Source organism: Micromonospora sp. NPDC092111 (genome assembly GCF_044755745.1).
Taxonomy (GTDB): Bacteria; Actinomycetota; Actinomycetes; order Mycobacteriales; family Micromonosporaceae; genus Micromonospora.
The window spans coordinates 1-22,539 of the sequence record NZ_JBIVRQ010000007.1; the positions used below are offsets into that span (position 1 = coordinate 1).

Below are 22,539 nucleotides of genomic sequence, written 5' to 3' on the forward strand. Positions count from 1 at the left end.
CGAGGCACCACCCGGCCCAACCCCGAAGGAAAACAACCCCCCGAAATCAGCAACTCACACCACGCCCCGGCCTCCAGGACATACGCCCCGATTCGTCCGTTCCGCGCTGGCAGAGAGAAAGTTACGCCCCCAACAAGTTGATCGTCAAATTCACCGGGGGCGTCCCCCGTCACATCCTCGGTCCGGCGACTATCCGCGCAGCTCAACGCCGGCGAAGGAGCGCTTGCCCCGGCGCAGCACCAGGTAGCGGCCGTGCAGCAGGTCGGCCGGGTCGACGGTGGCGTCGACATCGGTGACCCGGTTGTTGTTGACGTACGCGCCACCCTCGGTGATCACCCGGCGGGCCTCCTTGAGCCCGCCCACCAGGCCGGAGTCGCGGAGCAGCCCGGCCACGTCGGGCAGTTCGCCGGTGAGTTCCACCAGGCCGGCCTCGCTCAGCGCCGCGCGCAGGGTCTCCGGGGACAGTTCGTCCAGCGAACCACGGCCGAAGAGCGCCTGGCTGGCGGCGATCGCCTGCCGGGTCTCCTCGGCGCCGTGCACCAGGGTGGTCAGCTCCTCGGCCAGCGCGCGTTGCGCCGCGCGGGCGGCCGGTCGTTCCGCCGTCTCCTTCTCCAGCGCCTCCAACTCCTCCCGGGAGCGGAAGCTGAAGTAGCGCAGGTAGCGGGAGACGTCCCGGTCGTCGGCGTTGACCCAGAACTGGTAGAAGGCGTACGGGCTGGTCATGGCCGGGTCGAGCCAGACCGCGCCGCCCTCGGTCTTGCCGAACTTGGTGCCGTCCGACCGGGTGACCAGGGGGGTCGTGAATGCCTGCACCGGGCCGGCGCCCCGACGCCGGACGTAGTCGACGCCGGCGGTGATGTTGCCCCACTGGTCGGAGCCGCCGTACTGGAGCTGGCAGCCGTGCCGGCGGTGCAGCTCGAAGAAGTCGTTGGCCTGGAGTAGCTGGTAGCTGAACTCGGTGAAGCTGATCCCGGTCTCCAGCCGGGCCCGCACCACCTCGCGGGCCAGCATCTTGTTGACCGGGAAGTGCTTGCCGACGTCGCGGAGGAACTCGACCACCGACATCTCACCGGTCCAGTCCAGGTTGTTGACCAGGTGCGCCGCGTTCTCCCCGGTGTACGACACGAAGGGCGCGAGCTGGTCGCGGATCCGTCCGAACCAGCCGGCCACCACCTCCGGCGGGTTGAGCGTGCGCTCCGCGCTCTCCTTCGGGTCACCGATCTGCCCGGTCGCCCCACCCACCAGCAGCAGCGGACGGTGCCCGGCGTGCTGGAGCCGGCGGGCGGTGATGACCTGCATGAGGTGGCCGACGTGCAGACTGGGCGCGGTCGGATCGAAGCCCACGTAGAAGGTGGCCGACCCGTCGTCGAGCAGCGCGCGTAGCTCGTCGGGGCCGGTGGAGTCCTGGATCAGGCCCCGCCACCGCAGGTCTTCGGTCAGGGAGTCCCGCCCGTGCGGGAGGTTGCTCTCGGTCACGGTCACCGATTCTCCCCCATCGCCGGCCCCGGGCCGTACCGGGTTTGCCGCCCGGCCGGGGCGGCTAGGCTGGCGGGTCCCGTGAGGCGAGGAGGAGCAGTCGTGGATATCCCGGATCTGACGGGTGGCCTGGTCGGCCTGCTCGGGCTGACGTTCGATGAGGTCAGCGGCGACCGGGTGGTGATCCGGTGGAAGGTCCGGCCCGAGCTGCACCAGCCGGCCGGCATCCTGCACGGCGGCGTCTACTGCGCGGTGGTGGAGACCGTCGGCAGCGTGGGCGGCTCGATCTGGCTCGGCGACCGGGGCACCGTGGTCGGCGTGTCCAACCAGACGGACTTCCTCCGCGCGGTGCGCGAGGGTGAGCTGGTCGCCGTGGGCACGCCGGTGCACCGGGGGCGCAGCCAGCAGCTCTGGCAGGTGGAGATCACCGATGCCGCGGGCCGGCTGGTCTCCCGGGGCCAGGTCCGGTTGCAGAACCTCAGCCGGGGCTGACCCCGCGGTCGGCCCCGGGCCCGGGTGGCCCGCGCCGGCTCGTCCCGCCCTGCGACCGCGTCGAGTTCGGACCCGCGGCGGCCCGAACGCGACGGTGGCCGGCGACGGGAGGCGCGGCGGGGTTCGCGGCCAGCCGGACAGTACGGTCTGACCGGTTTGCCGGATAGAGAGGTTCCTGCGCCGATATCGTCGCCTCGATGACACCGGCCGATCCGCATCCGACGTGAGGAAGCTCCTCGGCGTCACCCTCGGCGTGCTCTCGGCCATCGGGGGCTTCGTCGACGTCGGCGACCTGGTGGCGGCGAGCCAGGCCGGCGCCCGGTTCGGGATGGCGCACGCCTGGGTGCTGGTGCTGGGCGTGGTCGGCATCTGCGCGTACGCGGAGATGGCCGGCCGGATCGCGGCGGTCAGCGGACGGGCGGTGTTCGACCTGGTCCGCGAGCGGTTGGGCCCGCGCGTCGCGCTGCTCAACCTGGTGGCGTCCTACCTGGTCACCGTGCTCACCCTGGCCGCGGAGCTGGGCGGGGTGGCGCTGGCGCTGCAACTGGCCTCCCGGGTGAGCTACCTGCTCTGGGTCCCGGTGGCGGGGTTCGCCGTCTGGCTGGTGCTGTGGCGGATGCGCTTCCAGTTGATGGAGCGGGTGTTCGGGCTGGCCGGCCTGTCCCTGCTGGTCTTCGCCGTCGCGCTGCTGTGGTTGCCGACGAACTGGGGCGCGCTCGGCCACGGCGCGCTGCATCCCGGTACGGCGGGGCAGGGCTGGGGGGCGTACTGGTTCGTGGCGGTGGCCCTGTTCGCGTCCACCGTCAGCCCGTACGAGGTGTTCTTCTTCTCCTCCGGCGGGGTGGAGGAGACCTGGAGCGCCGCCGACCTCGCCAACGCCCGGTCCAACGTGCTGATCGGCTTCCCGGTCGGCGGATTCCTGGCGTTGTCGCTGGTCGCCACCGCCACCGTGGTCTTCCACCCGAGCGGGGTCTCGCTGACGAGCCTCGACGAGGTCGCCCGGCCGGCGGTGCTGGCCTTCGGCGGGGTGGGGCTGGCGATGGCGGCGCTGGCCTTCTTCGCGGTGACCTTCGGGGCGGCGCTGGAGACCGGGCTGTCGGCGGCGTACGCGGCGGCCCAGTACTTCGGCTGGCAGTGGGGCAAGCGGGTCAGCCCCCGGGAGGCCGCCCGCTTCCACAGCGTGCTGCTGGTCAGCGTGCTGGCCGCGATGCTGCTGCTGTTCACCACGATCGACCCGGTGCAGTTGACCGAGTACATGCTGGTGCTCAGCGCGGTGGTGCTGCCATTGACGTACCTGCCGATCCTGATCGTGGCCAACGACCGGACGTACCTGGGCGACCGGGTGAACGGGCCGCTGCTCAACCTGCTCGGCGCGGTCTTCCTGGTGGTGATCGTGGCCGCGTCGGTGGCCGCGATCCCGCTGGCGATCGGGACGGGGATGGGCCGGTGAGGATCCAGCTCGACCGGCAACTGCTCGACCGGCAGATCGTCGACGCCGACGGACTGCTGGTCGGCAAGGTCGACGACGTCGAGTTCGCCGTCGACGACCGGGGCCTGCCCTACGTGGCGTGCCTGCTGACCGGTCAGGCGGCGCTCGGCCAGCGGATCGGCGGCCGGGTCGGGCGGCTGCTGGTGGCGCTGGCCGACCGGTTCACCGACGAACCGGCGGTGCCGCTGCGCATCCCGTTCCGCGAGGTCGCCCGGATCGACAGCGCGGTGCGGCTGCGTGCCCGCGCCGACGAGTTGCCCCGCCCGCCGGTGGAGGCGTGGCTGCGCCGGCACCTGATCGACCGGATTCCCGGAGCTGGCCGTGCGAGCGGGTGAGCTGCTCGGGCGGACCGCCTACGACCTGCACGGCCGCCGGCTCGGCCGGGTGGTCGACGTGGTGGTGCGGGGGGACTTCCCGGACGGCCGGCTCAGCCTGACCGACGTGGTGGTGACCACCCGCTCGTGGAGCCGGGCGTGGGGCCGGCTGATCGGGGCCGAACGCCACCCGGCCGGCCCGTGGGCGATCCGGGTGGCCTCCCGGGCACTGAGTCGGGGCACCCGCCAGTTCCCCGCCGACCAGGTGCAGCTCCGGCCGCCGGTGCCGGGCTTCCCGTTCGGCGACCCGGCTGACCGGCCGGGGCCGGACCCGGCCGGCTGACCGGGGCCGGCTCAGCCGCGCGCCTCGTCGAGGACCGGCTCCGCCTCGTCGGTCTCCGTCGGCGCCGCCACCCGGCACAGCCGGACCTGGGTGATGGCGCGGTGGTCGATGTCGGTGACCGTCAGCTCCCAGCCGTCGATGGTGACGTTCTCCCCCGCGACGGTGGGGATGTGCCCGAGGCAGGAGAGCACCATGCCGGCGACCGTGGTGTAGTCGCCACCCGGCCGGCCGGGCACCTCGACGCCGATGTCCGGCAGGTCGTGCACCGGGAAGGTGCCGGGCAGCACCAGCGACCCGTCGGCCTCGGTACGCACCGATCGGACGTCCCGGTCGGTCTCGTCGTAGATCTCGCCGACGATCTCCTCCAGGATGTCCTCCAGGGTGACGATGCCGTCGACCGCGCCGCGCTCGTCCACCACCAGGGCGATGTGCTGCCGTTCGGCCTTGAACTGGCGCAGCGCGTCCACCACCGGCAGCGAGTCGGGCAGCAGCATCGGCGGGCGGGCACAGTCGTCGACCGGCCGGTCGTCCGGCACACCCACCAGGTCCCGCAGGTGGATCACCCCGACCGCGTCGTCGAGACCGCCGTGGCGCACCACCGGGGCCCGGGAGTGGCCGGTGGCGGCCAGCACCAGCCGGGCCGCCTCCGCGGTGGTCCCGCTGTCGAGCGTGAAGACCTGCAACCGGGGTACGAGCACCGCCCGCAACTGCCGGTCGGCGATCTCCACCGCGCCGGCGATGATGGTCCGCTGCTCCTTGGTGAAGCCGTGGTTGCCGGCGACGATGTCCCGCAGCTCGTCCGGGCCGATCTCGTCGGGCTGGTGCTCCGGGTCCACCCCGGCGAGGCGGACCACCAGGTCGCTGGTGGCGCCGAGCGCCCAGACCGCCGGCCGGGTGAAGCTCGACAGCACGTCCAGGGGGCGGGCCACCAGCAGCGCCCAGCGCTCGGCGCGCTGCATCGCGATCCGCTTCGGGGCCAGCTCACCGAAGACCAGCGTGACGAAGGTCAGCGCCAGGGTCACCACCACGATGGCCACCGTCTCGGCGGCCCCGCCGAGCAGACCGAGCAGCGGCACCAGCGGCTTGGCCAGGGAGACCGCCGCGGCGGCCGAGGCCAGGAAGCCGGCCAGGGTGATGCCGATCTGGATGGTGGCGAGGAACCGGTTCGGGTCCTTGGCCAGCCGGGCGAGCACCTGCCCGGCCCGGCTGGTGCGTTCCAGCCGTTGTAGCTGGCTGTCCCGCAGCGAGACCAGCGCCATCTCGCTGCCCGCGAAGATCGCGTTGAGCACCACCAGGACTCCGACCAGGGCCAGTTGGCTCCAGTAGCTCTGCACGCCCGGCACTCTCCCTCAGGCGGTGGGCACCGGCCACCACGGCCGGCGCCACCGGACGGAGGACCCGCCCGGCGTAGCGCTGACTGTGCCCAGCGGGGCGCTGCGCGAACCCTCCGCCGGCCGATCGGCGGCCGGGCCGGGGTCAGCCCCGGCCGGTGACCGGTGGCAGGTCGAGGACGTACGAGCCGCCCTCGGGGCGGAAGCCAAGCCGGTGGTAGTACGGGGCGACCATGCCGGGTGGGCTGACCACCCGGCGGAAACCCCGGTCGGTGAACAGGCTGCTGCGCCGGTAGACGAACTCGCCGGGGGTGAAGTCGCGGAACCGCTGGGTGACGTAGTCGAGGTCGATCTGGGCGATCCCGTCCGCCTCGGCGTGCGACAGCACCACACCGACCACCTCGTCCGCCCGGACCACCAGGAACGCCGACCCGTCCGCGTCGACCGGCACCCCCCGGAAGCCCGGGTTGAACCGGGCGATGTCGGCGGCGTGCACCCGCAGCGTGTGCGCGAGGAACTGGTCCCCGGCGTCCACCTCGACCACCTGGTAGGTCTGCTCGTCGTGCCGGGTGGCCAGCATCGACCGCAGGTACCACACGTTGATCACGGCGAGCACCACGTTGAGGCCGACCATCGGCCAGACCTGCACCGCGGCGTTGTAGCCGATCAGGATCAGGCAGCCGACCAGGTTGAGGGCACGCAGCCGCAGGATGCGCGTCTGCAGCAGCGACCAGACCAGCAGCGCGGAGCCGGCCCAGCCGACGAGTTCCAGCCAATTCACCCCGCGAGACTAGTGGTTGCCCTGGTCAGTCGGCACGGCGGGCAGCTCCAGCACCCACTCCGGCACCTCCGCGCCCCGGCCGTTGGCGTAGCCGGAGTCCTCGCCGACCACGACGAAGCCGCACTTGCGCAGCACCGCCAGGGAGGCGTGGTTGTCCTTCGCGGCGCGGGCGTGCACCGGTCGTTGCGGCAGTTCGCGGAGCAACGCGGACAGCGCGGCGGTGGCGTGGCCGCGCCCCCACCGACGCGGATCGACCCAGTAGCTGACCTCGGTGCGCTCGACCACCGGGAAGGCGGCCACCCGGCCGACCACCTCGCCGTCGACGACCACCGTGCGGGAGACGATCCGTGGATCGGCGCGGATCCGCGCCCAGTGCGCGTCGAACGCCGCGCGGTCGGCCGGGTCGGCCGGGCCGAAGGCGGCCATCCAGGTGGCCTTCGGATCCTGCTCGTGGGCGAAGAAGTGCGGCAGGTCGTCGTCGCGCACCGGGCGCAGCAGCAGGTCGGCAGTCACCGCCGGAGGATACGTGCCGGCACCGACACCGCCGGGACCTGTGGCCCGGGCCGGCCGGCGGCGCGCCGGCCGGCGGACATCCCGGAGCCGGGACCGGGGTACGCCGACAATGGGCTGAGCCGACCCTAGGAGCGCCGATGAACCGACCTGTCGTGGTGGGCGTGGACGGCTCGCCGTCCAGTCTGGTCGCCGCGGAACACGCCGCGCACGCGGCGGTGCTGCGGTCCGCGCCCCTGCACCTGGTGCACGGCTACCTGCACCCGCTCGGCTACGGCGTGCCGCTCAACCCGTACGACCTGGGGGTGCCGGCGCCGTCGGACGAGGCGCGGCAGATGTTGACGCGGACGGCGGGCGAGCTGACCGGCCGGTGGCCGGGGCTGGTGGTGGAGGTGCGTGAGGTGGCCGGCGGGCCGGGCGCCACGCTGGTCGAGGAGTCCCGCCGGGCCGATCTGGTGGTGGTGGGCAGCCGAGGGCTGGGCGGCTTCGCCGGGTTGCTGCTCGGCTCGGTCGGCACCCAGGTCGCCGCGCACGCGCACTGCCCGGTGCTGGTGGTACGCCCGGACGAGCAGCCGATCCCGGGGGACCGGCCGGTGCTGGTCGGGGTGGACGGCTCGGACGCCGCCCGGCTCGCCGCCGGTCAGGCCGCCGCCGAGGCGGCCCGGCGGGGCGTCGCCCTGCTGCTGGTGCACGTCGGGCCGGCGGAGCAGGACCGGGCGCTGCCGGAGGAGGAGGCGGAGGAGTCCGACGCCGCGCACCGGGCGCACGCGGCGCGGCTGCTCGCCGAGGCGTCCGCCACGGTCCGCGCCGACCACCCGGACCTGGTGGTGCGGGAGCACCCGGTCCGGGCGGCCAGCGTGCCGCAGGGCCTGGTCGAGGCGAGCGGGACGGCCGCGGTGCTGGCCGTCGGCACCCGGGGCCGGGGCGGCTTCGCCGGGCTGCTGCTCGGTTCGGTCAGCCAGGCGGTGGCGCAGCACGCGCACTGCCCGGTGCTGGTGGCCCACCCGTACCGGTGAGGGTCAGTCGTCCCGGCCGCCGCCGAGGAGCTGGGCGAAGTCGGTGGTGAGCGCGAACGGGTCGGCCGGGCCGGTGGCCGGCGCGCGCCGGTCGACCTGGTCGGCCAGTTCGGCGCCGGCCCGGCGGATGCGGGCCCGCAGCGCCCCGTCGGCGGTGCCGCCGGACCAGTCCTCCGGGGCGGCGAAGACCGAGGTCGGCACCACCACCGCGCGCAGGTGACCGAACATCGGCCGGACGGCGTGTTCCAGGGCGAGCGAGTGCCGGGCGGTGCCGCCGGTCGCGCCGATCAGCACCGGCCGGTCGACCAGCGCCTGGGCGTCCACCACGTCGAAGAAGGACTTGAACAGCCCGTTGTACGACGCGTTGAAGATCGGTGTGACGGCGACGATGCCGTCGGCGCCGGTCACCGCGTCGAGGGCGGCCCGCAGGTCGGCCGACGGGAACCCGGTGAGCAGGTTGTTCACCACGTCGTGGGCGTGGTCGCGCAGCTCGACCACCCGCAGCGCCACGTCGGCGCCGCGCCGGACCAGCTCGTCGCGGGCGGCCGTGGCGAGTTGGTCGGCGAGCAGCCGGGTGGACGAGGGCTGGCCGAGCCCGGCCGACACCACGGCCAGGGTGCGCCGGGTCATCGGACGCTCTCCGCACCGGCCAGGTCGGCGGCGACCCGGGCGGCGACCAGCGAGGCGTGGGTGGGCGCCGCGGGCACGTTCGCGGGACGCCGCGAGTCGAACTCCTTGCGCAGCACCGGGACGACCTCCGCGCCGAGCAGGTCGAGTTGCTCCAGCACGGTCTTCAGGGGCAGGCCGGCGTGGTCCATCAGGAAGAGTTGCCGCTGGTAGTCGCCGACGTACTCGCGGAAGCCCAGGGTCCGGTCGATGACCTGCTGCGGGCTGCCCACGGTCAGCGGGGTCTGCCGGCTGAACTCCTCCAGCGACGGCCCGTGCCCGTAGACCGGGGCGTTGTCGAAGTACGGCCGGAACTCGCGGACCGCGTCCTGGGAGTTCCGCCGCATGAACACCTGGCCGCCGAGGCCGACGATGGCCTGCTCGGGGGTGCCGTGGCCGTAGTGGGCGAAGCGCTGCCGGTAGAGGCCGACCATCCGCTGGGTGTGCTCCCGGGGCCAGAAGATGTGGTTGGCGAAGAAGCCGTCACCGTAGTAGGCGGCCTGCTCGGCGATCTCCGGGCTGCGGATCGAGCCGTGCCAGACGAACGGCGCGACGCCGTCGAGCGGGCGCGGGGTCGAGGTGAACGACTGCAACGGGGTGCGGAACTTCCCCTGCCAGTCGACCGTGTCCTCGCGCCACAGCCGGTGCAGCAGGTCGTAGTTCTCGATGGCGAGCGCGATGCCGTTGCGGATGTCCTGCCCGAACCACGGGTAGACCGGTCCGGTGTTGCCGCGCCCCAGCATCAGGTCCACCCGGCCGTCGGCGAGGTGCTGGAGCATGGCGTAGTCCTCGGCGATCTTCACCGGGTCGTTGGTGGTGATCAGCGTGGTCGAGGTGGACAGCAGCAGCCGCTCGGTGCGGGCGGCGATGTGGCCGAGCAGGGTGGTGGGCGACGAGGGCACGAACGGCCGGTTGTGGTGCTCGCCGGTGGCGAAGACGTCCAGGCCGACCTCCTCGGCCTTGAGCGCGATGGCCACCATCGCCTTGATCCGCTCGTGCTCGGTCGGCTCCCGTCCGGTGGTCGGGTCGACCGTGACGTCGCCGACGGTGAAGACTCCGAACTGCATGACCAGCTCCTCGCGTCTGCCTGCCGGGACCGTCGTGGCACCCGGACGTCGCGGACAACATATTTGACGAGTCAACTATTCCGTTGGCGGCGGTGGGCGGGGTGGCGCCGGTCACCCGCCGGCCGGCGGCTCGCCCGACCCACCCGATCTGGCGGGTCACGTCAGGCTCGTCGCCGGGGGACGTGCCGGCGGTAGGCGCTGACCGTCGGGTCGCCGGTGATCCAGTAGCGCCAGGGCACGTCGTGGGCGGCGGCCACGCCGACCCGTGGGCCGGCGGAGACGGCCGAGCGGGCAACCGGGCGCGTCGGCGGGGTGAGCAGCAGCGGACCGCTCCCGTCGATCACCGAGGTGCCGTTCGCCGCCGCGGTGACGCCCAGCGCGACCACGAGTCGGGCCGGTCCACGGGCCAGGTCACGGTCCGCGACGTTCCCTCGGCGCTCGCGGGCGGCCGGCAGCCCGTCGACCACCTCACCGGCCCGGAGCAGGACGGCCGCCGCCTCGCCCCGGTCACCGCAGACGATGTTGAGGCACCAGTGCACGCCGAACACGAAGTACGTGTAGGCGTGTCCGGGCGGCCCGAACATCACCTGCGTCCGGGGCGTGGGGCCGCGATGGGCGTGCGAGGCGGGATCCGCTCCGGTGCCGGCGTACGCCTCGACCTCGGTCAGCCGGATCCGGACGCCGCCGGCCGCGACCTCCCAGCCGAGCAGCGTCCGCGCCGTCTCGGCCACCTGGGCGGCCGGGGCGTGTAGCCAGGGATAGTCCATCAACATAACGTTGACAATATCTCGTTGATGCGCTGTGCTGGGCAACATGACCGACTCCTTCGCCGCGCCCGACGCCGCCCGGGCCCGGGCCGAACGCACCTATGCCGCACTGCACCGGCTCACCGAGCGGCACGCCGGCACCGAGTCGCGCCGCCGCCGGCACACCAACCCGTACCTGGCGGACCCGTGGGAGGCCGTCGCGGTGGTCACCGCCCTCGCCGCCGGCGGCACCCCGCCGGACGCGGACGAGGAACCGGTCGACGAGACGGACCTGACCGCCGCGCTGACCCTGCTGCCCCACCTGCGCGCCGAACTCGACGCACTGGAGGCCGGGCTGCTCGGGCTGGCCCGCGCCCGTGGACTGACCTGGCAGACGATCGCCTTCGGGCTGGGCCTGGGCAGCGCCCAGGCCGCCAAGCAGCGCGCCGAACGCCTGACCGCCCGTACCATCTAGACCACCCGGGGCGCGGCCGGCACCCCGCCCGGCCCGCGATCAAGGACGGTGTCGGCGAGACTGGGGGCAACCTGCCACCGGGAGGACGAGATGACGCGCGAGGAGATGCTGGCGTACTGCCTCGACAAGCCGGGCACCTGGCTCGACCGGCCCTGGGAGGGCGACGAGGTGGTGAAGGTGGGCAGCCGGATCTTCGCCTTCCTCGGCGCACCCGACGGCGAGGCGCGCGTCGGCGTGAAGTGCGGGCCGACCCGCGAGGTCGCCGACGAGTGGCTGCACCGCTTCCCCGCCGACGCGCGGCCGATGCCCTACGTCGGACGGAGCGGCTGGAACGCGCTGAACCTGAACGGCGGGATCCCCGACGAGGAGTTGACCGAAGCGGTCGACACCTCGTACGACGCGGTGGTGGCGAAGCTGCCGAAACGCGAACGTCCGACCGCCTGAGGGTCGGCGCGGCCCGCGCCGCGCCGACCCGACGACCTCAGCGGGGGACGACCCGCTCGGCGGCCCACTCCCGCCAACCGGCCAGTTTGTCCGCCGCGGTGGCGAGCTGGTCGGCCACCGGACCGGGACCGGTCGAGCCGGGGGTGGTCCGGGCGGCCAGCGCCGACCGGACCGACAGCACGTCGCGCACCGACGGGTCGAGGTGCTCGCTGACCGCGCCCAGGTCGGCGTCGGAGACCTCGTCGAGGGCGCAGTCGCGGGCCACGCAGAGCGCCACCAGCTTGCCGGTGATCTCGTGCGCGTCACGGAACGGCACGTTGCGCCGGACCAGCCAGTCGGCGACCTCGGTGGCGAGGGAGAAGCCGACCGGCGCGGCGGCCACCAGGCGGTCCACCCGGACCGTCATCGTGGAGATCATCCCGGCCAGGGCGGGCAGCAGCAGCTCCAGGGTGTCGACCGCGTCGAAGGCCGGCTCCTTGTCCTCCTGCATGTCCCGGTCGTACGTCATCGGCAGGCCCTTGAGCATGGTCAGCACGCTCATCAACCCGCCGACCAGCCGGCCGGACTTGCCCCGGGCCAGCTCGGCGATGTCCGCGTTCTTCTTCTGCGGCATGATCGACGAACCGGTGGCGAACGCGTCGTCCAGCTCGACCCAGCCGAACTCGTGCGACGTCCAGAGCACCACCTCCTCGCCGAGACGGGACAGGTGCACCCCGACCAGCGCGGTGACGAAGAGGAACTCGGCGACGAAGTCCCGGTCGGCCACCGCGTCCATCGAGTTGGCGAAGGAGGTGCGGAAGCCCAACTCCTTGGAGACGGCCACCGGGTCCAGCGGCAGCCCGGAGCCGGCGAGGGCACCCGCGCCGAGCGGGCTGATCGCCGTCCGGTGGTCCCAGTCGCGCAGCCGTTCCAGGTCACGCAGCAGCGGCTGGACGTGGGCCAGCAGCCAGTGCCCGAAGGTGACCGGCTGGGCGTGCTGGAGGTGGGTCATCCCGGGCGCGGCGGTGTCGACGTGCCGCTCGGCCTGCTCGACCAGGGCCTCGGCCAGCTCGACCAGCCGGGCGGCCACCCCCCGGGCGTGGTCACGCAGGTAGAGCCGCAGGTCGGTGGCGACCTGGTCGTTGCGGGACCGGCCGGCGCGCAGCTTGCCGCCGAGGCTGCCGAGCCGCTCCAGCAGGCCCCGTTCCAGCGCGGTGTGCACGTCCTCGTCGTCGATGGTCGGGCGGAACTGCCCGGAGGCGCAGGCCGCCTCCAGGTCGTCCAGCGCGGCCAGGATGCGGCCCAGTTCGTCCGGGTCGAGCAGGCCGGCGCCCGCCAGCACCCGGGCGTGCGCCCGGGAGCCGGCGATGTCGTACGGGGCGAGGCGCCAGTCGAACTGGACGCTCACCGACAGGCGCGCGAGGGCCTCGGCGGGGCCGCCGGCGAACCGGCCGCCCCACAGGCTCGTCCGGTTGGTGGCGGCGCTGTTCTCGGTCAGGCTCTTGTCGTCCACGCCGCCCATTGTGGTGGCCACGGTCAGGAGCCACCCAACCGGGCGTCCCGGGCGGCGGCCATCTTGCTCGGCAGTCCCCACAACTGCACGAAGCCCTTGGCGAGGGACTGGTCGAAGGTGTCGCCGGTGTCGTAGGTGGCCATCCCGAAGTCGTAGAGGCTGGCCTCGGAGCGCCGCCCGGTGACGGTGGCCCGGCCACCGTGCAGGGTGAGCCGCACCTCGCCCGAGACATGCCGCTGGGCGTCGTCGATGAACGCGTCCAGGCTGTCCTTCAGCGGGGAGAACCAGAGGCCGTCGTAGACCAGCTCGCCCCAGCGCTGGTCGACGCTCTTCTTGAACCGGGCCAGGTCCCGCTCGACGGTGACCGCCTCCAGCTCCTGGTGGGCGGTGATCAGGGCGAGCGCGCCGGGGGCCTCGTACACCTCGCGGCTCTTGATGCCGACGAGCCGGTCCTCGACCATGTCGAGCCGGCCGACGCCCTGCGCGCCGGCCCGCCGGTTCAGCTCCAGGATCGCCTGGTACGGGGTGACCGTCTCGCCGTCGATGGCGACCGGGTTGCCACCGTCGAAGGTGATCACGACCTCGTCGGCGTCGCGCGGCTCGGCCGGATCGGAGGTGTAGGAGTACAGGTCCTCGATCGGGGCGTTCCAGATGTCCTCCAGGAAGCCGGTCTCCACCGCGCGGCCCCACAGGTTCTGGTCGATGGAGTACGGCGACTTGGCCGACACGTCGATCGGCAGGCCCTTCTCCTCGGCGAACGCGATCGCCTTGTCCCGGGTCCAGGCGAAGTCCCGGGCCGGGGCGACGATCCGCAGGTCGGAGGCGAGCGCACCCAGGCCGACCTCGAACCGAACCTGGTCGTTGCCCTTGCCGGTGCACCCGTGCGACACGATCGTGCCGCCGTGCTTGCGGGCGGCGGCCACCAGGTGCTTCACGATCAGCGGCCGGGACAGCGCCGAGACCAGCGGGTAGCGGTCCATGTAGAGGGCGTTGGCCCGGATCGCCGGCAGGCAGTATTCGGCGGCGAACTCGTCGCGCGCGTCCACCACCTCCGACTCCACCGCGCCGCAGTCCAGGGCGCGCTGCCGGATGGCGTCGAGGTCCTCGCCGCCCTGCCCGACGTCGACCGCCACCGCGATGATCTCGGCGCCGGTCTGCTCGGCCAGGTACGGAATGGCGACGGAGGTGTCCAGACCCCCGGAGTACGCAAGGACGACCCGCTCGGTCATGGTGTGCTGCTCCCTTCAACGTTCTCTTCGCGGCGGGCCCACCCGGCGAGCTTGTCGCCGAGGGCGGCCCCGCCGTCGGCCTCGCGGGCCACGACGAGGATGGTGTCGTCGCCGGCGATGGTGCCGACGACCTCGGTCAGGCCCGCTCGGTCCAACGCGCTGGCCAGGTAGTGGGCTGCGCCCGGCGGGGTGCGCAGTACGGCGATGTTGCCGCTGGAGTCGACCCCGTTGAGCAGCTCACGCAGCAGCCGGACCAGCCGGGCGGGGGCCGCCTCGGCGTCGCGCAGCGGCCGGTGGCCGTCCTCGGGGATCAGGTAGCCGGCCCGCCCGTCGCCGCCCCGGGCCTTGACCGCGCCCAACTCCTCCAGGTCCCGCGACAGGGTGGCCTGGGTGACCTGCACGCCGTCGGCGGCGAGCAGGTCGGCCAGTTCGGTCTGCGAGCGGATCGCCCGGTCCCGGATCAGCTCGACGATGCGGGCGTGCCGGGCGGCGCGGGTCAACGGGGCGGTCATGAGGTGGATGCCTCCAGGAGAAACGTCAGCAGCGCCTTCTGGGCGTGCAGCCGATTCTCCGCCTGGTCGAAGACCGCGCTGTGCGGGCCGTCGAGCACCTCGTCGGTGATCTCCTCGCCCCGGTGGGCGGGCAGGCAGTGCAGCACGACGGCGTCCGGCCCGGCGTGGCCGAGCAGCGCGTCGTTGACCTGGTACGGCAGGAACGGGGTGATCCGGTCCAGTCCGTCGTCCTCCTGGCCCATCGAGGTCCAGGTGTCGGTGGCCACCACGTCGGCGCCCCGGACCGCCTCGACCGGGTCGACCAGCGCCCGCACCGACCCGCCGGTGCTGACGGCGATCTTCTCGGCCCGGGCCAGTACGTCGCGGTCGGGCTGGAAGCCGGCCGGACCGGCCACCCGGACGTGCATCCCGGCGGTCGCCCCGGCCAGCAGGTACGAGTGGGCGAGGTTGTTCGCCGCGTCGCCGACGTACGCCAGGGTGCGGCCGGCGGTGCCGCCGCAGTGTTCCCGGACGGTGAGCAGGTCGGCGAGGAGCTGGCACGGGTGGTAGCCGTCGGTGAGCGCGTTGACCACCGGCACGGTGGCGTGCGAGGCGACCTCGGCGATCCGGTCGTCGCCGTGGGTGCGCAGCACGATCGCGGCGACGTACCGGGAGAGCACCCGGCCGGCGTCGGCGAGCGTCTCGCCCCGGCCGAAGTGGGTGACCTGGGTGTCCACCACCAGCGGGTGGCCGCCGAGTTCGGCGATGCCGGCGTCGAAGGAGATCCGGGTGCGCAGGCTCTGCTTGTCGAAGAGCACCGCCACCGAACGCGGCCCGGCCAGCGGCGTGTGCCCGAACCGGTCGGCCTTCATCCGGGCGGCCAGGTCGAGCACCGTCGACTGCTCGGCCGGGGTGAGGTCGTCGTCGGCCAGGAAGTGCCGGATCATGCGCGCGTCTCCGTCGGGGTCGAGGTGGTGGGCGGCGTCGAGGTCCTGGCGGAGTGCGACCCCTCGGGGAGCCGCTTCCCGTCGGGATCCGACGTGGCCGCCGCGTCGAGGGCGACGGGGAGGACGGCCAGGAAGGCGTCGACCTGCTCGGCGGTGAGGATCAGCGGCGGGGCGAGCCGGACCACGCCCGGCTGCACCGGGTTGACCAGGAAACCCGCCGTACGCAGCGCGCCGGCGACTGGGCCGGAGACCGGTTCGGTGAGCACGATGCCGAGCAGCAGCCCGGCGCCGCGTACCTCGGCGACGAGCGGGTGGCCGAGCGCCTCGACGCCCCGGCGCAGCCTCTCGCCGGTCCGCTTGACGTGGTCGAGCAGCCCCTCGCTGGCGATGGTGGAGATCACCGCGAGGGCGGCGGCGCAGCTCACCGGGTTGCCGCCGAAGGTGGTGCCGTGCGAGCCGGGGGCGAGCAGCCCGGCGGCCCGGCCGAAGGCCAGGCAGGCGCCGATGGGCAGGCCGCCGCCGAGGCCCTTGGCGAGGGTGACGATGTCCGGCTCGACGCCTTCGGCCTGGTGGGCGAACCAGTGGCCGGTGCGGCCGACGCCGGTCTGCACCTCGTCGAGGACCAGCAGCGCGCCGTGCCGGGCGGTGATCCGCCGGGCCGCCACCAGGTAGCCGGCGGGCGGTACGACCACCCCGTTCTCGCCCTGCACCGGCTCCAGGATCACCATCGCGGTGGCGTCGGTGACGGCCGCCTCCAGCGCGGTCACGTCCCCGTAGGGCACGTGGGTGACGTTGCCGGGCAGCGGGCGGAACGGGTCGGCCTTCGCCGGCTGGCCGGTGAGGGCGAGGGCGCCCATCGTCCGGCCGTGGAAGCCGCCCCGGGCGGCCACCACGTGCGACCGGCCGGTGAGCCGGGAGAGCTTGAAGGCCGCCTCGTTGGCCTCCGCGCCGGAGTTGGCGAGGAAGACCCGGCCAGGCCGGCCGGCGAGGGCCAGCAGCAGCTCGGCCAGGGCCACCGGCGGTTCGGCGACGAAGAGGTTGGAGACGTGGCCGAGGGTGGCGACCTGCCGGGACACGGCGGCCACCACGGCCGGGTGGGCGTGCCCGAGGGCGTTGACCGCGATGCCGCCGAGCAGGTCGACGTACTCCCGGCCGGCCTCGTCGACGACGACCGCGCCGGAGCCGGAGACCAGCGCCAACGGCGGGGTGCCGTAGTTGTCCATCATGGACTGGCCCCAGCGTTCCACCAGCGTGCTCATGGCGAGACCGTGCCTTCCTCGTTCGGCGGGACGTCGGCGACCATCGTGCCGAACCCTTCGGAGGTGAAGACCTCCAGCAGCGTGGAGTGGGCCACCCGACCGTCGACGACGTGCGCGGCGGGCACTCCCCCGCGCACCGCCCGCAGGCAGGCCTCCATCTTCGGCACCATGCCCGCCTCCAGGGACGGCAGCAGCTTCGCCAGCGCGTCGCTGTCGATCTCGCTGACCAGGCTGGTGGTGTCCGGCCAGTCGGCGTACAGGCCGGCGACGTCGGTGAGGACGACCAGCTTGCGGGCGTCCAGGGCGATCGCGAGCGCGGCGGCGGCGGTGTCGGCGTTGAGGTTGTGCAGCACCCCGTCGGCGTCCGGCGCGACGGTGGAGATCACCGGGATCCGGCCGGCCGCGATCAGGTCGGCCACCGCGGAGACGTCCACCGACTCCACGTCGCCGACCTGTCCGACGTCGACCGCCTCGCCGTCGACGTACGCGGGCCGCCGTACCGCGGTGAACAGGCCGCCGTCCTCGCCGGAGAGGCCGACGGCGAACGGGCCGTACGCGTTGACCAGCCCGACCAGTTCCCGGCCGACCTGGCCGACCAGCACCATCCGGACGACGTCCATCGCCTCCGGGGTGGTGACCCGCAGGCCACCCCGGAACTCGCTGGCGATGCCGAGCCGACCCAGCATCGCGGAGATCTGCGGCCCACCGCCGTGCACCACGACCGGCTTGAGGCCGGCGTAGCGCAGGAACACCATGTCGGCGGCGAAGGCGCGCTGGAGCGCGGGGTCGACCATCGCGTTGCCGCCGTACTTGACCACCACGGTGGCCCCGGAGAAGCGGGCCAGCCAGGGCAGCGCCTCGATCAGCGTCTCGGCCTTGACCTGGGCCCGGACGAGGTCGGCGGAGAGGCTCACGACCGCACCGGCCTTCCGGGCCCGACCGCGGGACCGGGCTGCGCCGGGTTGCCCGCGCTCACGACGAGTACGCCGAGTTCTCGTGCACGTACGCGTGCGACAGGTCGTTGGTCCAGATCGTCGCGGCGGCGTCGCCCGCGTGCAGGTCGATCCGGATGGTGACGTCCCGGCCGGTGAGATCCACCTTGGCGCGGTCCTCGGCGGCGGCGCCGCAACGGCACACCCAGATCCCGTTGACCGCGACGTCCACCCGGTCCGGCTCGAACGCGGCGGCGGTGGTGCCGACGGCGGCGAGGATCCGACCCCAGTTCGGGTCGTTGCCGAACAGCGCGGTCTTGACCAGGTTGTTGCGGGCCACCGAGCGGCCCACCTCGACCGCGTCGTCCTCGCTGGCCGCGCCGACCACGTCGACGGCGATCTGCTTGGTGGCGCCCTCGGCGTCGGCGACGAGCTGCTGGGCCAGGTCGTGGCAGGCGGCGGTGACCGCGGCGGTCAGCTCGGCCTCGGTGGGCTCGACGCCGGACGCCCCGCTGGCCAGCAGCAGCACCGTGTCGTTGGTGGACATGCAGCCGTCGGAGTCGACCCGGTCGAAGGTGACCCGGGTACCGGCACGCAGCGCGGCGTCGAGCAGTTCCGGCCCGGCCACCGCGTCGGTGGTGAGCACGCAGAGCATGGTGGCCAGGCCCGGGGCGAGCATTCCCGCGCCCTTGGCCATCCCGCCGACGGTCCAGCCGCTGCCCCTGACGACGGTGGTCTTCGGCCGGGTGTCCGTCGTCATGATCGCCTCGGCGGCGGCCGGGCCGCCGTCGCGGGCGAGCCCCCGGATCGCGGCACGCACGCCGGGGAGCAGCTTGTCCATCGGCAGCCGCTCACCGATCAGGCCGGTGGAGCAGACGGCGACCTCGCCGGCACCGAGCCGCAGCCGGGGGCTGGCCGAGGTGAGTGCGGCGGCGGTGTGCTCGGCGGTGGCGTGGGTGTCCTGGAAGCCGGCCGGGCCGGTGCAGGCGTTCGCGCCGCCGGAGTTGAGCACCACGGCGCGGACCACGCCGCCCCGGACGACCTGCTGGGTCCAGCGCACCGGCGCGGCCTTGACCCGGTTGGCGGTGAAGACGCCGGCGACCCCGGCGTCCGGGCCGTCGTTGACGACGAGGGCGAGGTCGGCGACGCCGCCGCTCTTGAGGCCGGCGGCGACGCCGGCCGCGCGGAAGCCCCGGGGGGTGGTGACGCTCATGGCGCGACTCCGAAGACCGACAGGCCGGCGGTCTCGGGCAGCCCGCACATCAGGTTGGCGTTCTGCACGGCCTGCCCGGCGGCGCCCTTGCCGAGGTTGTCCAGGGCGCTGACCACGATCACCCGCCCGGAGTCGACGTCCACGGTCGCCTGCAGGTGACAGGAGTTCGCGCCGACGGTGGCGGCCGTGTGCGGCCAGGTGCCCTCGGACAGCAGGTGCACGAACGGCGAGTCCGCGTAGGCCGCCGCGAGGACCGCACGCGGGTCGACGGTGCCGGTGGGCACGGCGGTGACGGTGGCGAGGATGCCGCGCGGCATGGGCGCGAGCACCGGGGTCAGCGAGAGGCCGGTCGCGCCGGTGGCCTGCCTGATCTCGGGGACGTGCTGGTGGGCGCCGACCTTGTAGGGCGACAGGTCACCCATCACCTCGCTGCCGAGCAGGTGGGCCTTGGCGGCCCGGCCGGCGCCGGAGGTGCCGGAGGCGGCGACCACCACCACGTCGGCCGGTGACACCGCGCCGGCGGCGACCAGCGGGGCCAGGGCCAGGGTGATCGCGGCGGCGTAGCAGCCGGTGTTGGCGACCCGGGTGGCGGCGGCGATCGCCGCCCGCTGGCCGGGCAGCTCCGGCAGGCCGTAGGTCCAGGTGCCGGCGTGCGGGCCGCCGTAGTAGCGGGACCAGGCGTCGGCGTCGTGGAGCCGGTGGTCCGCGCCGAGGTCGACCACCTTGACCGGCTCCGGCAGGGCTGCGGCCAGGGCCGCCGACTCGCCGTGCGGCAGGGCCAGGAAGACCAGGTCCGCGTCGGCCAGGGCCGTCGGGTCGGTCGCCGAGAACACCAGGTCCGACCCGACGAGCTGCGGGTGTACGGCGCTGACCGGCGCGCCGGCCCGGCGGTGTGCGGTGGCGGTGACCAGGTCGAACTCGGGGTGGCCGGCGACGAGGCGCAGCAGCTCGCCCCCGGCGTAGCCGCTCGCCCCCGCGACCGCGACTCGGATACCCATTCTCACCTCCGCATGACTATGCAGAGAAGGCTAACCAGCGGCGGCGGCACCTGCAAGTTCATACGCCTTATTGCATGGAAATGAGGAGGTGATGTGGATCACGACCGGCTCCAGAACCGTGCGGCGACGTGGCTGGCACCCCGAGGTGGCCGACGCCCCGGTCCTCCCGCCTCCGCCGGTGGATACGACGACGGCCCCGACCCGGTGACCGGGTCGGGGCCGTCGGACGGGCCGGTCAGGCGCCGCGCAGGGTCGCCCCGAACCGCTGCTCAGCCACCGCGACAGCGGCGTCCCGGGCGGCCACCGCCTCCTCCACGGTCAGCGTCCGGTCCGGGGCCCGGAAGGTGAGCTTGTACGCCAGCGACCGGCGACCCGCGCCGAGCTGCTCGGAGGCGTACACGTCGAAGAGCCGGACGTGCTCCAGCAGCTCACCGGCCCCCTCGACGAGGGCGGCGCGCACCTCGGCGGCAGGCACCGACTCGTCCACCACCAGGGCCACGTCGATCAACGCCGGCGGGAAGCCGGAGACGGTCGGCGCGGGCACCACCGGCGCGGCCGGCAGGGCGTCCAGGTCCAACTCCATCGCGCTGGTCCGCCGGGGCAGCTCCAGCGCCGCCACCACCGCCGGATGCAGCTCGCCGGCGTGGCCGACCACGGTGCCGTCGACCCGCAGTTCGGCGCAGCGGCCGGGGTGCCAGGGGGCGTACTCGGCGGCCCGTACCTCGATCCGCTCGGCGGGCAGGTCGGCGGCGGCGAGCACCGCCCGGCCGGCCTCGACCGCGTCCGCCCAGCCGGCGGCGCGGCCCGCGCCCCACCAGCCGGCCGGGTCGACGTCGCCGGTGAGCACCACCGCGACGTGCCGGGGCTGGGCCGGCACCACCGCGTCGGCGGCGGCGAACTCGGCGTCGGTGGGCCGCCGGTCCACGCCCATGGCCGGCGGGACGCCCGCGTCGGGACGCGGGTGGAACACCGTGCCGATCTCGTACAGCGCCAGGTCACGGTGGCCCCGGCCCAGGTTGCGCTTGAGGATGCCGAGCAGCGGGCCGAGCAGCGTGGTGCGCAGCAGCGGCTCCTCCTCGGACAACGGGTTGGCCAGCCGCACCGCCGGGCGGCGCGGGTCGTCGGCGGGCAGACCGAGCTGGTCGGCCAGCTCCGGGGCGACGAACGGCAGGGCCAGCACCTCGACGTACCCGCGCTCGGCGAGCGACCGGGCCACCGCCCGGCGGCGCCGCTGCTGCCAGGTCAGGCCCCGGCCGGGCGGCGCGGTCGGCAGCACCGACGGCACCCGGTCGTACCCGTCGAGGCGGACCACCTCCTCGACCAGGTCGGCCGGGTCGGTGAGGTCGGGCCGCCAGGTCGGCGGGGTCACGGTGAGCACGTCGCCGGTGCCGGCGGCCACACCGACCTCACCCGGCTCCTCGGCCAGCCGGTCCACGCCCCGGACCACGGTGCAACCCACCTGCTCCAGCAGGTCGACCACCCGCTGCGGCGGGTAGGTCACGCCGACCCGCCGGGACGGCAGGTCGGCGGGGAGGATGACCGGACGCATCGGCCGGACGTGGTCGAGGTCGAGGATCTCCGCGCCGGCGGTGCCACCACCGTGCGCGGTGAGCAGCGCGACGGCGCGCTCCAGCGCGACCAGCGGCAGCGCCGGGTCGACGCCCCGCTCCCACCGCTTGGCCGCCTCGCTGAACAGCTTGTGCCGGCGGGCGGTCCGCCCGACCATCACCGGGTCCCAGTGGGCGGCCTCGAAGAGCACGTTCGTGGTGCCGCCGACCACCTCGCTGGTCTCACCACCCATCACCGCGGCCAGCGAGATCGGGACCCCGGCACCCTCGCCCGCGAGGGTGTTGGGCAGCCCGGCGTCGCAGATCACCATGTCCTCCGGGGTGAGCGCCCGGGTGACACCGTCCAGGGTGGTCACCTTCTCCCCCGGCTCGGCGCGGCGTACCACCAGCGGGCCGGTGATCCGGTCGGCGTCGAAGGCGTGCATCGGCTGGCCCAGTTCGAGCATCACGTAGTTGGTGATGTCGACCGGCAGCGAGATGCTGCGGATGCCGGCGACGGTCAGCCGCTGCTGCATCCAGCCGGGCGTCGGTGCGGTCGGGTCGACGCCACGGACCATCCGGGCGGTGAACCGGTCACAGCCGACCGGGTCGCGCACCTCGACCGGGTACGCCGGCTCGGCCGTCCCGGCCGGGGCGGGCAGCAGGCCGGGGTCGCGGAAGGACAGGCCGAGGGCGTGCGCCAGCTCACGGGCGATGCCCCGGATGCTGAGGGCGTACCCCCGGTCCGGGGTGATCTCCAGCTCGACCACGACGTCGTCGAGCCCCACCACGGGCCGGGCGTCGTCGCCGGGCCGGGCCGGGGTGTCGGGCGGCAGCACGATGATGCCCGAGTGGTCGTCGCCGAGGCCCAGCTCCTTCGCCGAGCAGATCATCCCGGCCGAGGTGCGCCCGTAGGTCTTCCGCGCGCCGATGGCGAAGTCACCCGGCAGCACCCCCCCGGGGAGGATCACCACGACCCGGTCGCCGGGGGCGAAGTTACGCGCCCCACAGACGATCTCCTGCGGCTCGCCGGTGCCGTTGGCGGCACCGACGTCCACCAGGCAGTGCCGGATCGGCTTCTTGAAGCCGGTCAGCTCCTCGATCTCGCGGACCTCGCCGACGACCAGCGGACCGGTGACGGTCTCCCGCAGGTCCACCACGGACTCGACCTCGATGCCGAGGTCGACCAGGGCCTGCTCCAGGTCCTCGGTGGGCAGGTCGACGGGGAGGTCGACGTACTCCCGCAGCCAACTGACAGAAACTCGCATGACTCAGACCACC

Annotated in this window: 23 protein-coding genes; 7 read left to right on the forward strand and 16 right to left on the reverse strand. The window is 74.0% G+C overall.

From position 1 onward, the window contains the following. Positions 1–189 precede the first annotated feature (189 nt). The gene (gene tyrS, locus ACIQG9_RS15835; protein WP_400402481.1) at positions 190–1,482 is read right to left on the reverse strand and encodes a tyrosine--tRNA ligase; all 1,293 of its coding nucleotides are present in this window, start codon (positions 1,480–1,482) and stop codon (positions 190–192) included. Between the two features lie 96 nt (positions 1,483–1,578). Here tyrS and ACIQG9_RS15840 point away from each other — a divergent pair, with 96 nt between their 5' ends. From ACIQG9_RS15840 to ACIQG9_RS15855, 4 genes are all read left to right on the forward strand, one after another. Next, positions 1,579–1,968: a PaaI family thioesterase gene (locus ACIQG9_RS15840; protein ID WP_400402483.1), complete on the forward strand. Its 390-nt coding sequence runs from the start codon at positions 1,579–1,581 to the stop codon at positions 1,966–1,968. Between the two features lie 223 nt (positions 1,969–2,191). After that, a complete protein-coding gene (locus ACIQG9_RS15845; protein ID WP_400402486.1) occupies positions 2,192–3,418 on the forward strand; it encodes an NRAMP family divalent metal transporter in 1,227 nt (408 codons plus the stop codon). Then, complete coding sequence (locus ACIQG9_RS15850) at positions 3,415–3,792, forward strand: hypothetical protein (RefSeq protein ID WP_400402489.1); 378 nt, start codon at positions 3,415–3,417, stop codon at positions 3,790–3,792. Before ACIQG9_RS15845 ends, ACIQG9_RS15850 begins: the two co-directional genes overlap by 4 nt. Then, positions 3,779–4,114: a PRC-barrel domain containing protein gene (locus tag ACIQG9_RS15855; RefSeq protein WP_400402491.1), complete on the forward strand. Its 336-nt coding sequence runs from the start codon at positions 3,779–3,781 to the stop codon at positions 4,112–4,114. The genes ACIQG9_RS15850 and ACIQG9_RS15855 overlap by 14 nt, the downstream gene beginning before the upstream one ends. 11 nt (positions 4,115–4,125) lie before the next feature. Here the strand turns inward: ACIQG9_RS15855 and ACIQG9_RS15860 are convergent, their stop codons facing one another. The 3 genes from ACIQG9_RS15860 to ACIQG9_RS15870 form a co-directional block, all read right to left on the reverse strand. Continuing rightward, a complete protein-coding gene (locus ACIQG9_RS15860; protein ID WP_400402493.1) occupies positions 4,126–5,448 on the reverse strand; it encodes a hemolysin family protein in 1,323 nt (440 codons plus the stop codon). 142 nt (positions 5,449–5,590) lie between these two features. Beyond that, positions 5,591–6,226, reverse strand: coding sequence for a hypothetical protein (locus tag ACIQG9_RS15865; protein ID WP_400402495.1), 636 nt, complete (start codon positions 6,224–6,226; stop codon positions 5,591–5,593). 9 nt (positions 6,227–6,235) lie between these two features. Next, positions 6,236–6,739 carry a GNAT family N-acetyltransferase gene (locus ACIQG9_RS15870; protein ID WP_400402496.1) on the reverse strand — a complete coding sequence of 168 codons (504 nt, stop codon included), beginning with the start codon at positions 6,737–6,739 and terminating at the stop codon, positions 6,236–6,238. Between the two features lie 137 nt (positions 6,740–6,876). Here ACIQG9_RS15870 and ACIQG9_RS15875 point away from each other — a divergent pair, with 137 nt between their 5' ends. Further along, complete coding sequence (locus tag ACIQG9_RS15875; protein WP_400402498.1) at positions 6,877–7,752, forward strand: universal stress protein; 876 nt, start codon at positions 6,877–6,879, stop codon at positions 7,750–7,752. 3 nt (positions 7,753–7,755) lie between these two features. Here ACIQG9_RS15875 and ACIQG9_RS15880 read toward each other — a convergent pair whose 3' ends face one another. From ACIQG9_RS15880 to ACIQG9_RS15890, 3 genes are all read right to left on the reverse strand, one after another. Further along, entirely contained in the window at positions 7,756–8,382 is a 627-nt protein-coding gene (locus ACIQG9_RS15880; protein ID WP_400402500.1) for an FMN reductase, read from the reverse strand. Beyond that, positions 8,379–9,485, reverse strand: coding sequence for an LLM class flavin-dependent oxidoreductase (locus ACIQG9_RS15885; RefSeq protein WP_400402502.1), 1,107 nt, complete (start codon positions 9,483–9,485; stop codon positions 8,379–8,381). Before ACIQG9_RS15885 ends, ACIQG9_RS15880 begins: the two co-directional genes overlap by 4 nt. Before the next feature lie 161 nt (positions 9,486–9,646). Beyond that, positions 9,647–10,252 (reverse strand): DNA-3-methyladenine glycosylase, encoded by a 606-nt coding sequence (locus ACIQG9_RS15890; RefSeq protein WP_400402504.1) that lies wholly within the window; start codon positions 10,250–10,252, stop codon positions 9,647–9,649. Positions 10,253–10,298: 46 nt separating this feature from the next. Between ACIQG9_RS15890 and ACIQG9_RS15895 the strand changes: the two genes are divergently transcribed. Further along, on the forward strand, positions 10,299–10,706 hold the full coding sequence (locus ACIQG9_RS15895) for a DNA-binding protein (protein WP_400402506.1): 408 nt from the start codon (positions 10,299–10,301) through the stop codon (positions 10,704–10,706). 90 nt (positions 10,707–10,796) lie between these two features. Then, positions 10,797–11,150, forward strand: a complete 354-nt coding sequence (locus ACIQG9_RS15900) for an MmcQ/YjbR family DNA-binding protein (RefSeq protein ID WP_400402508.1) — start codon at positions 10,797–10,799, stop codon at positions 11,148–11,150. Positions 11,151–11,187: 37 nt separating this feature from the next. On the opposite strand, the gene argH is transcribed toward ACIQG9_RS15900, so the two are convergent. The 9 genes from argH to pheT all read right to left on the reverse strand — a co-directional run bounded on the left by argH (position 11,188) and on the right by pheT (position 22,526). Further along, entirely contained in the window at positions 11,188–12,651 is a 1,464-nt protein-coding gene (gene argH, locus ACIQG9_RS15905) for an argininosuccinate lyase (RefSeq protein ID WP_400403202.1), read from the reverse strand. A gap of 14 nt (positions 12,652–12,665) precedes the next feature. Further along, positions 12,666–13,871, reverse strand: a complete 1,206-nt coding sequence (locus tag ACIQG9_RS15910) for an argininosuccinate synthase (RefSeq protein ID WP_400402511.1) — start codon at positions 13,869–13,871, stop codon at positions 12,666–12,668. Further along, positions 13,868–14,383 carry an arginine repressor gene (locus tag ACIQG9_RS15915; RefSeq protein ID WP_400402512.1) on the reverse strand — a complete coding sequence of 172 codons (516 nt, stop codon included), beginning with the start codon at positions 14,381–14,383 and terminating at the stop codon, positions 13,868–13,870. Before ACIQG9_RS15915 ends, ACIQG9_RS15910 begins: the two co-directional genes overlap by 4 nt. Next, the gene (gene argF, locus ACIQG9_RS15920) at positions 14,380–15,309 is read right to left on the reverse strand and encodes an ornithine carbamoyltransferase (RefSeq protein ID WP_400402514.1); all 930 of its coding nucleotides are present in this window, start codon (positions 15,307–15,309) and stop codon (positions 14,380–14,382) included. The genes ACIQG9_RS15915 and argF overlap by 4 nt, the downstream gene beginning before the upstream one ends. After that, entirely contained in the window at positions 15,306–16,568 is a 1,263-nt protein-coding gene (locus ACIQG9_RS15925; RefSeq protein ID WP_400402516.1) for an acetylornithine transaminase, read from the reverse strand. Before ACIQG9_RS15925 ends, argF begins: the two co-directional genes overlap by 4 nt. Beyond that, positions 16,565–17,482 (reverse strand): acetylglutamate kinase, encoded by a 918-nt coding sequence (gene argB / locus ACIQG9_RS15930; protein ID WP_400402518.1) that lies wholly within the window; start codon positions 17,480–17,482, stop codon positions 16,565–16,567. The genes ACIQG9_RS15925 and argB overlap by 4 nt, the downstream gene beginning before the upstream one ends. Before the next feature lie 58 nt (positions 17,483–17,540). Then, entirely contained in the window at positions 17,541–18,713 is a 1,173-nt protein-coding gene (argJ, locus tag ACIQG9_RS15935) for a bifunctional glutamate N-acetyltransferase/amino-acid acetyltransferase ArgJ (protein WP_400402520.1), read from the reverse strand. Next, positions 18,710–19,711, reverse strand: coding sequence for an N-acetyl-gamma-glutamyl-phosphate reductase (argC, locus tag ACIQG9_RS15940; RefSeq protein WP_400402523.1), 1,002 nt, complete (start codon positions 19,709–19,711; stop codon positions 18,710–18,712). The genes argJ and argC overlap by 4 nt, the downstream gene beginning before the upstream one ends. A 235-nt stretch (positions 19,712–19,946) precedes the next feature. Beyond that, entirely contained in the window at positions 19,947–22,526 is a 2,580-nt protein-coding gene (pheT, locus tag ACIQG9_RS15945; RefSeq protein ID WP_400402526.1) for a phenylalanine--tRNA ligase subunit beta, read from the reverse strand. Positions 22,527–22,539 lie beyond the last annotated feature (13 nt).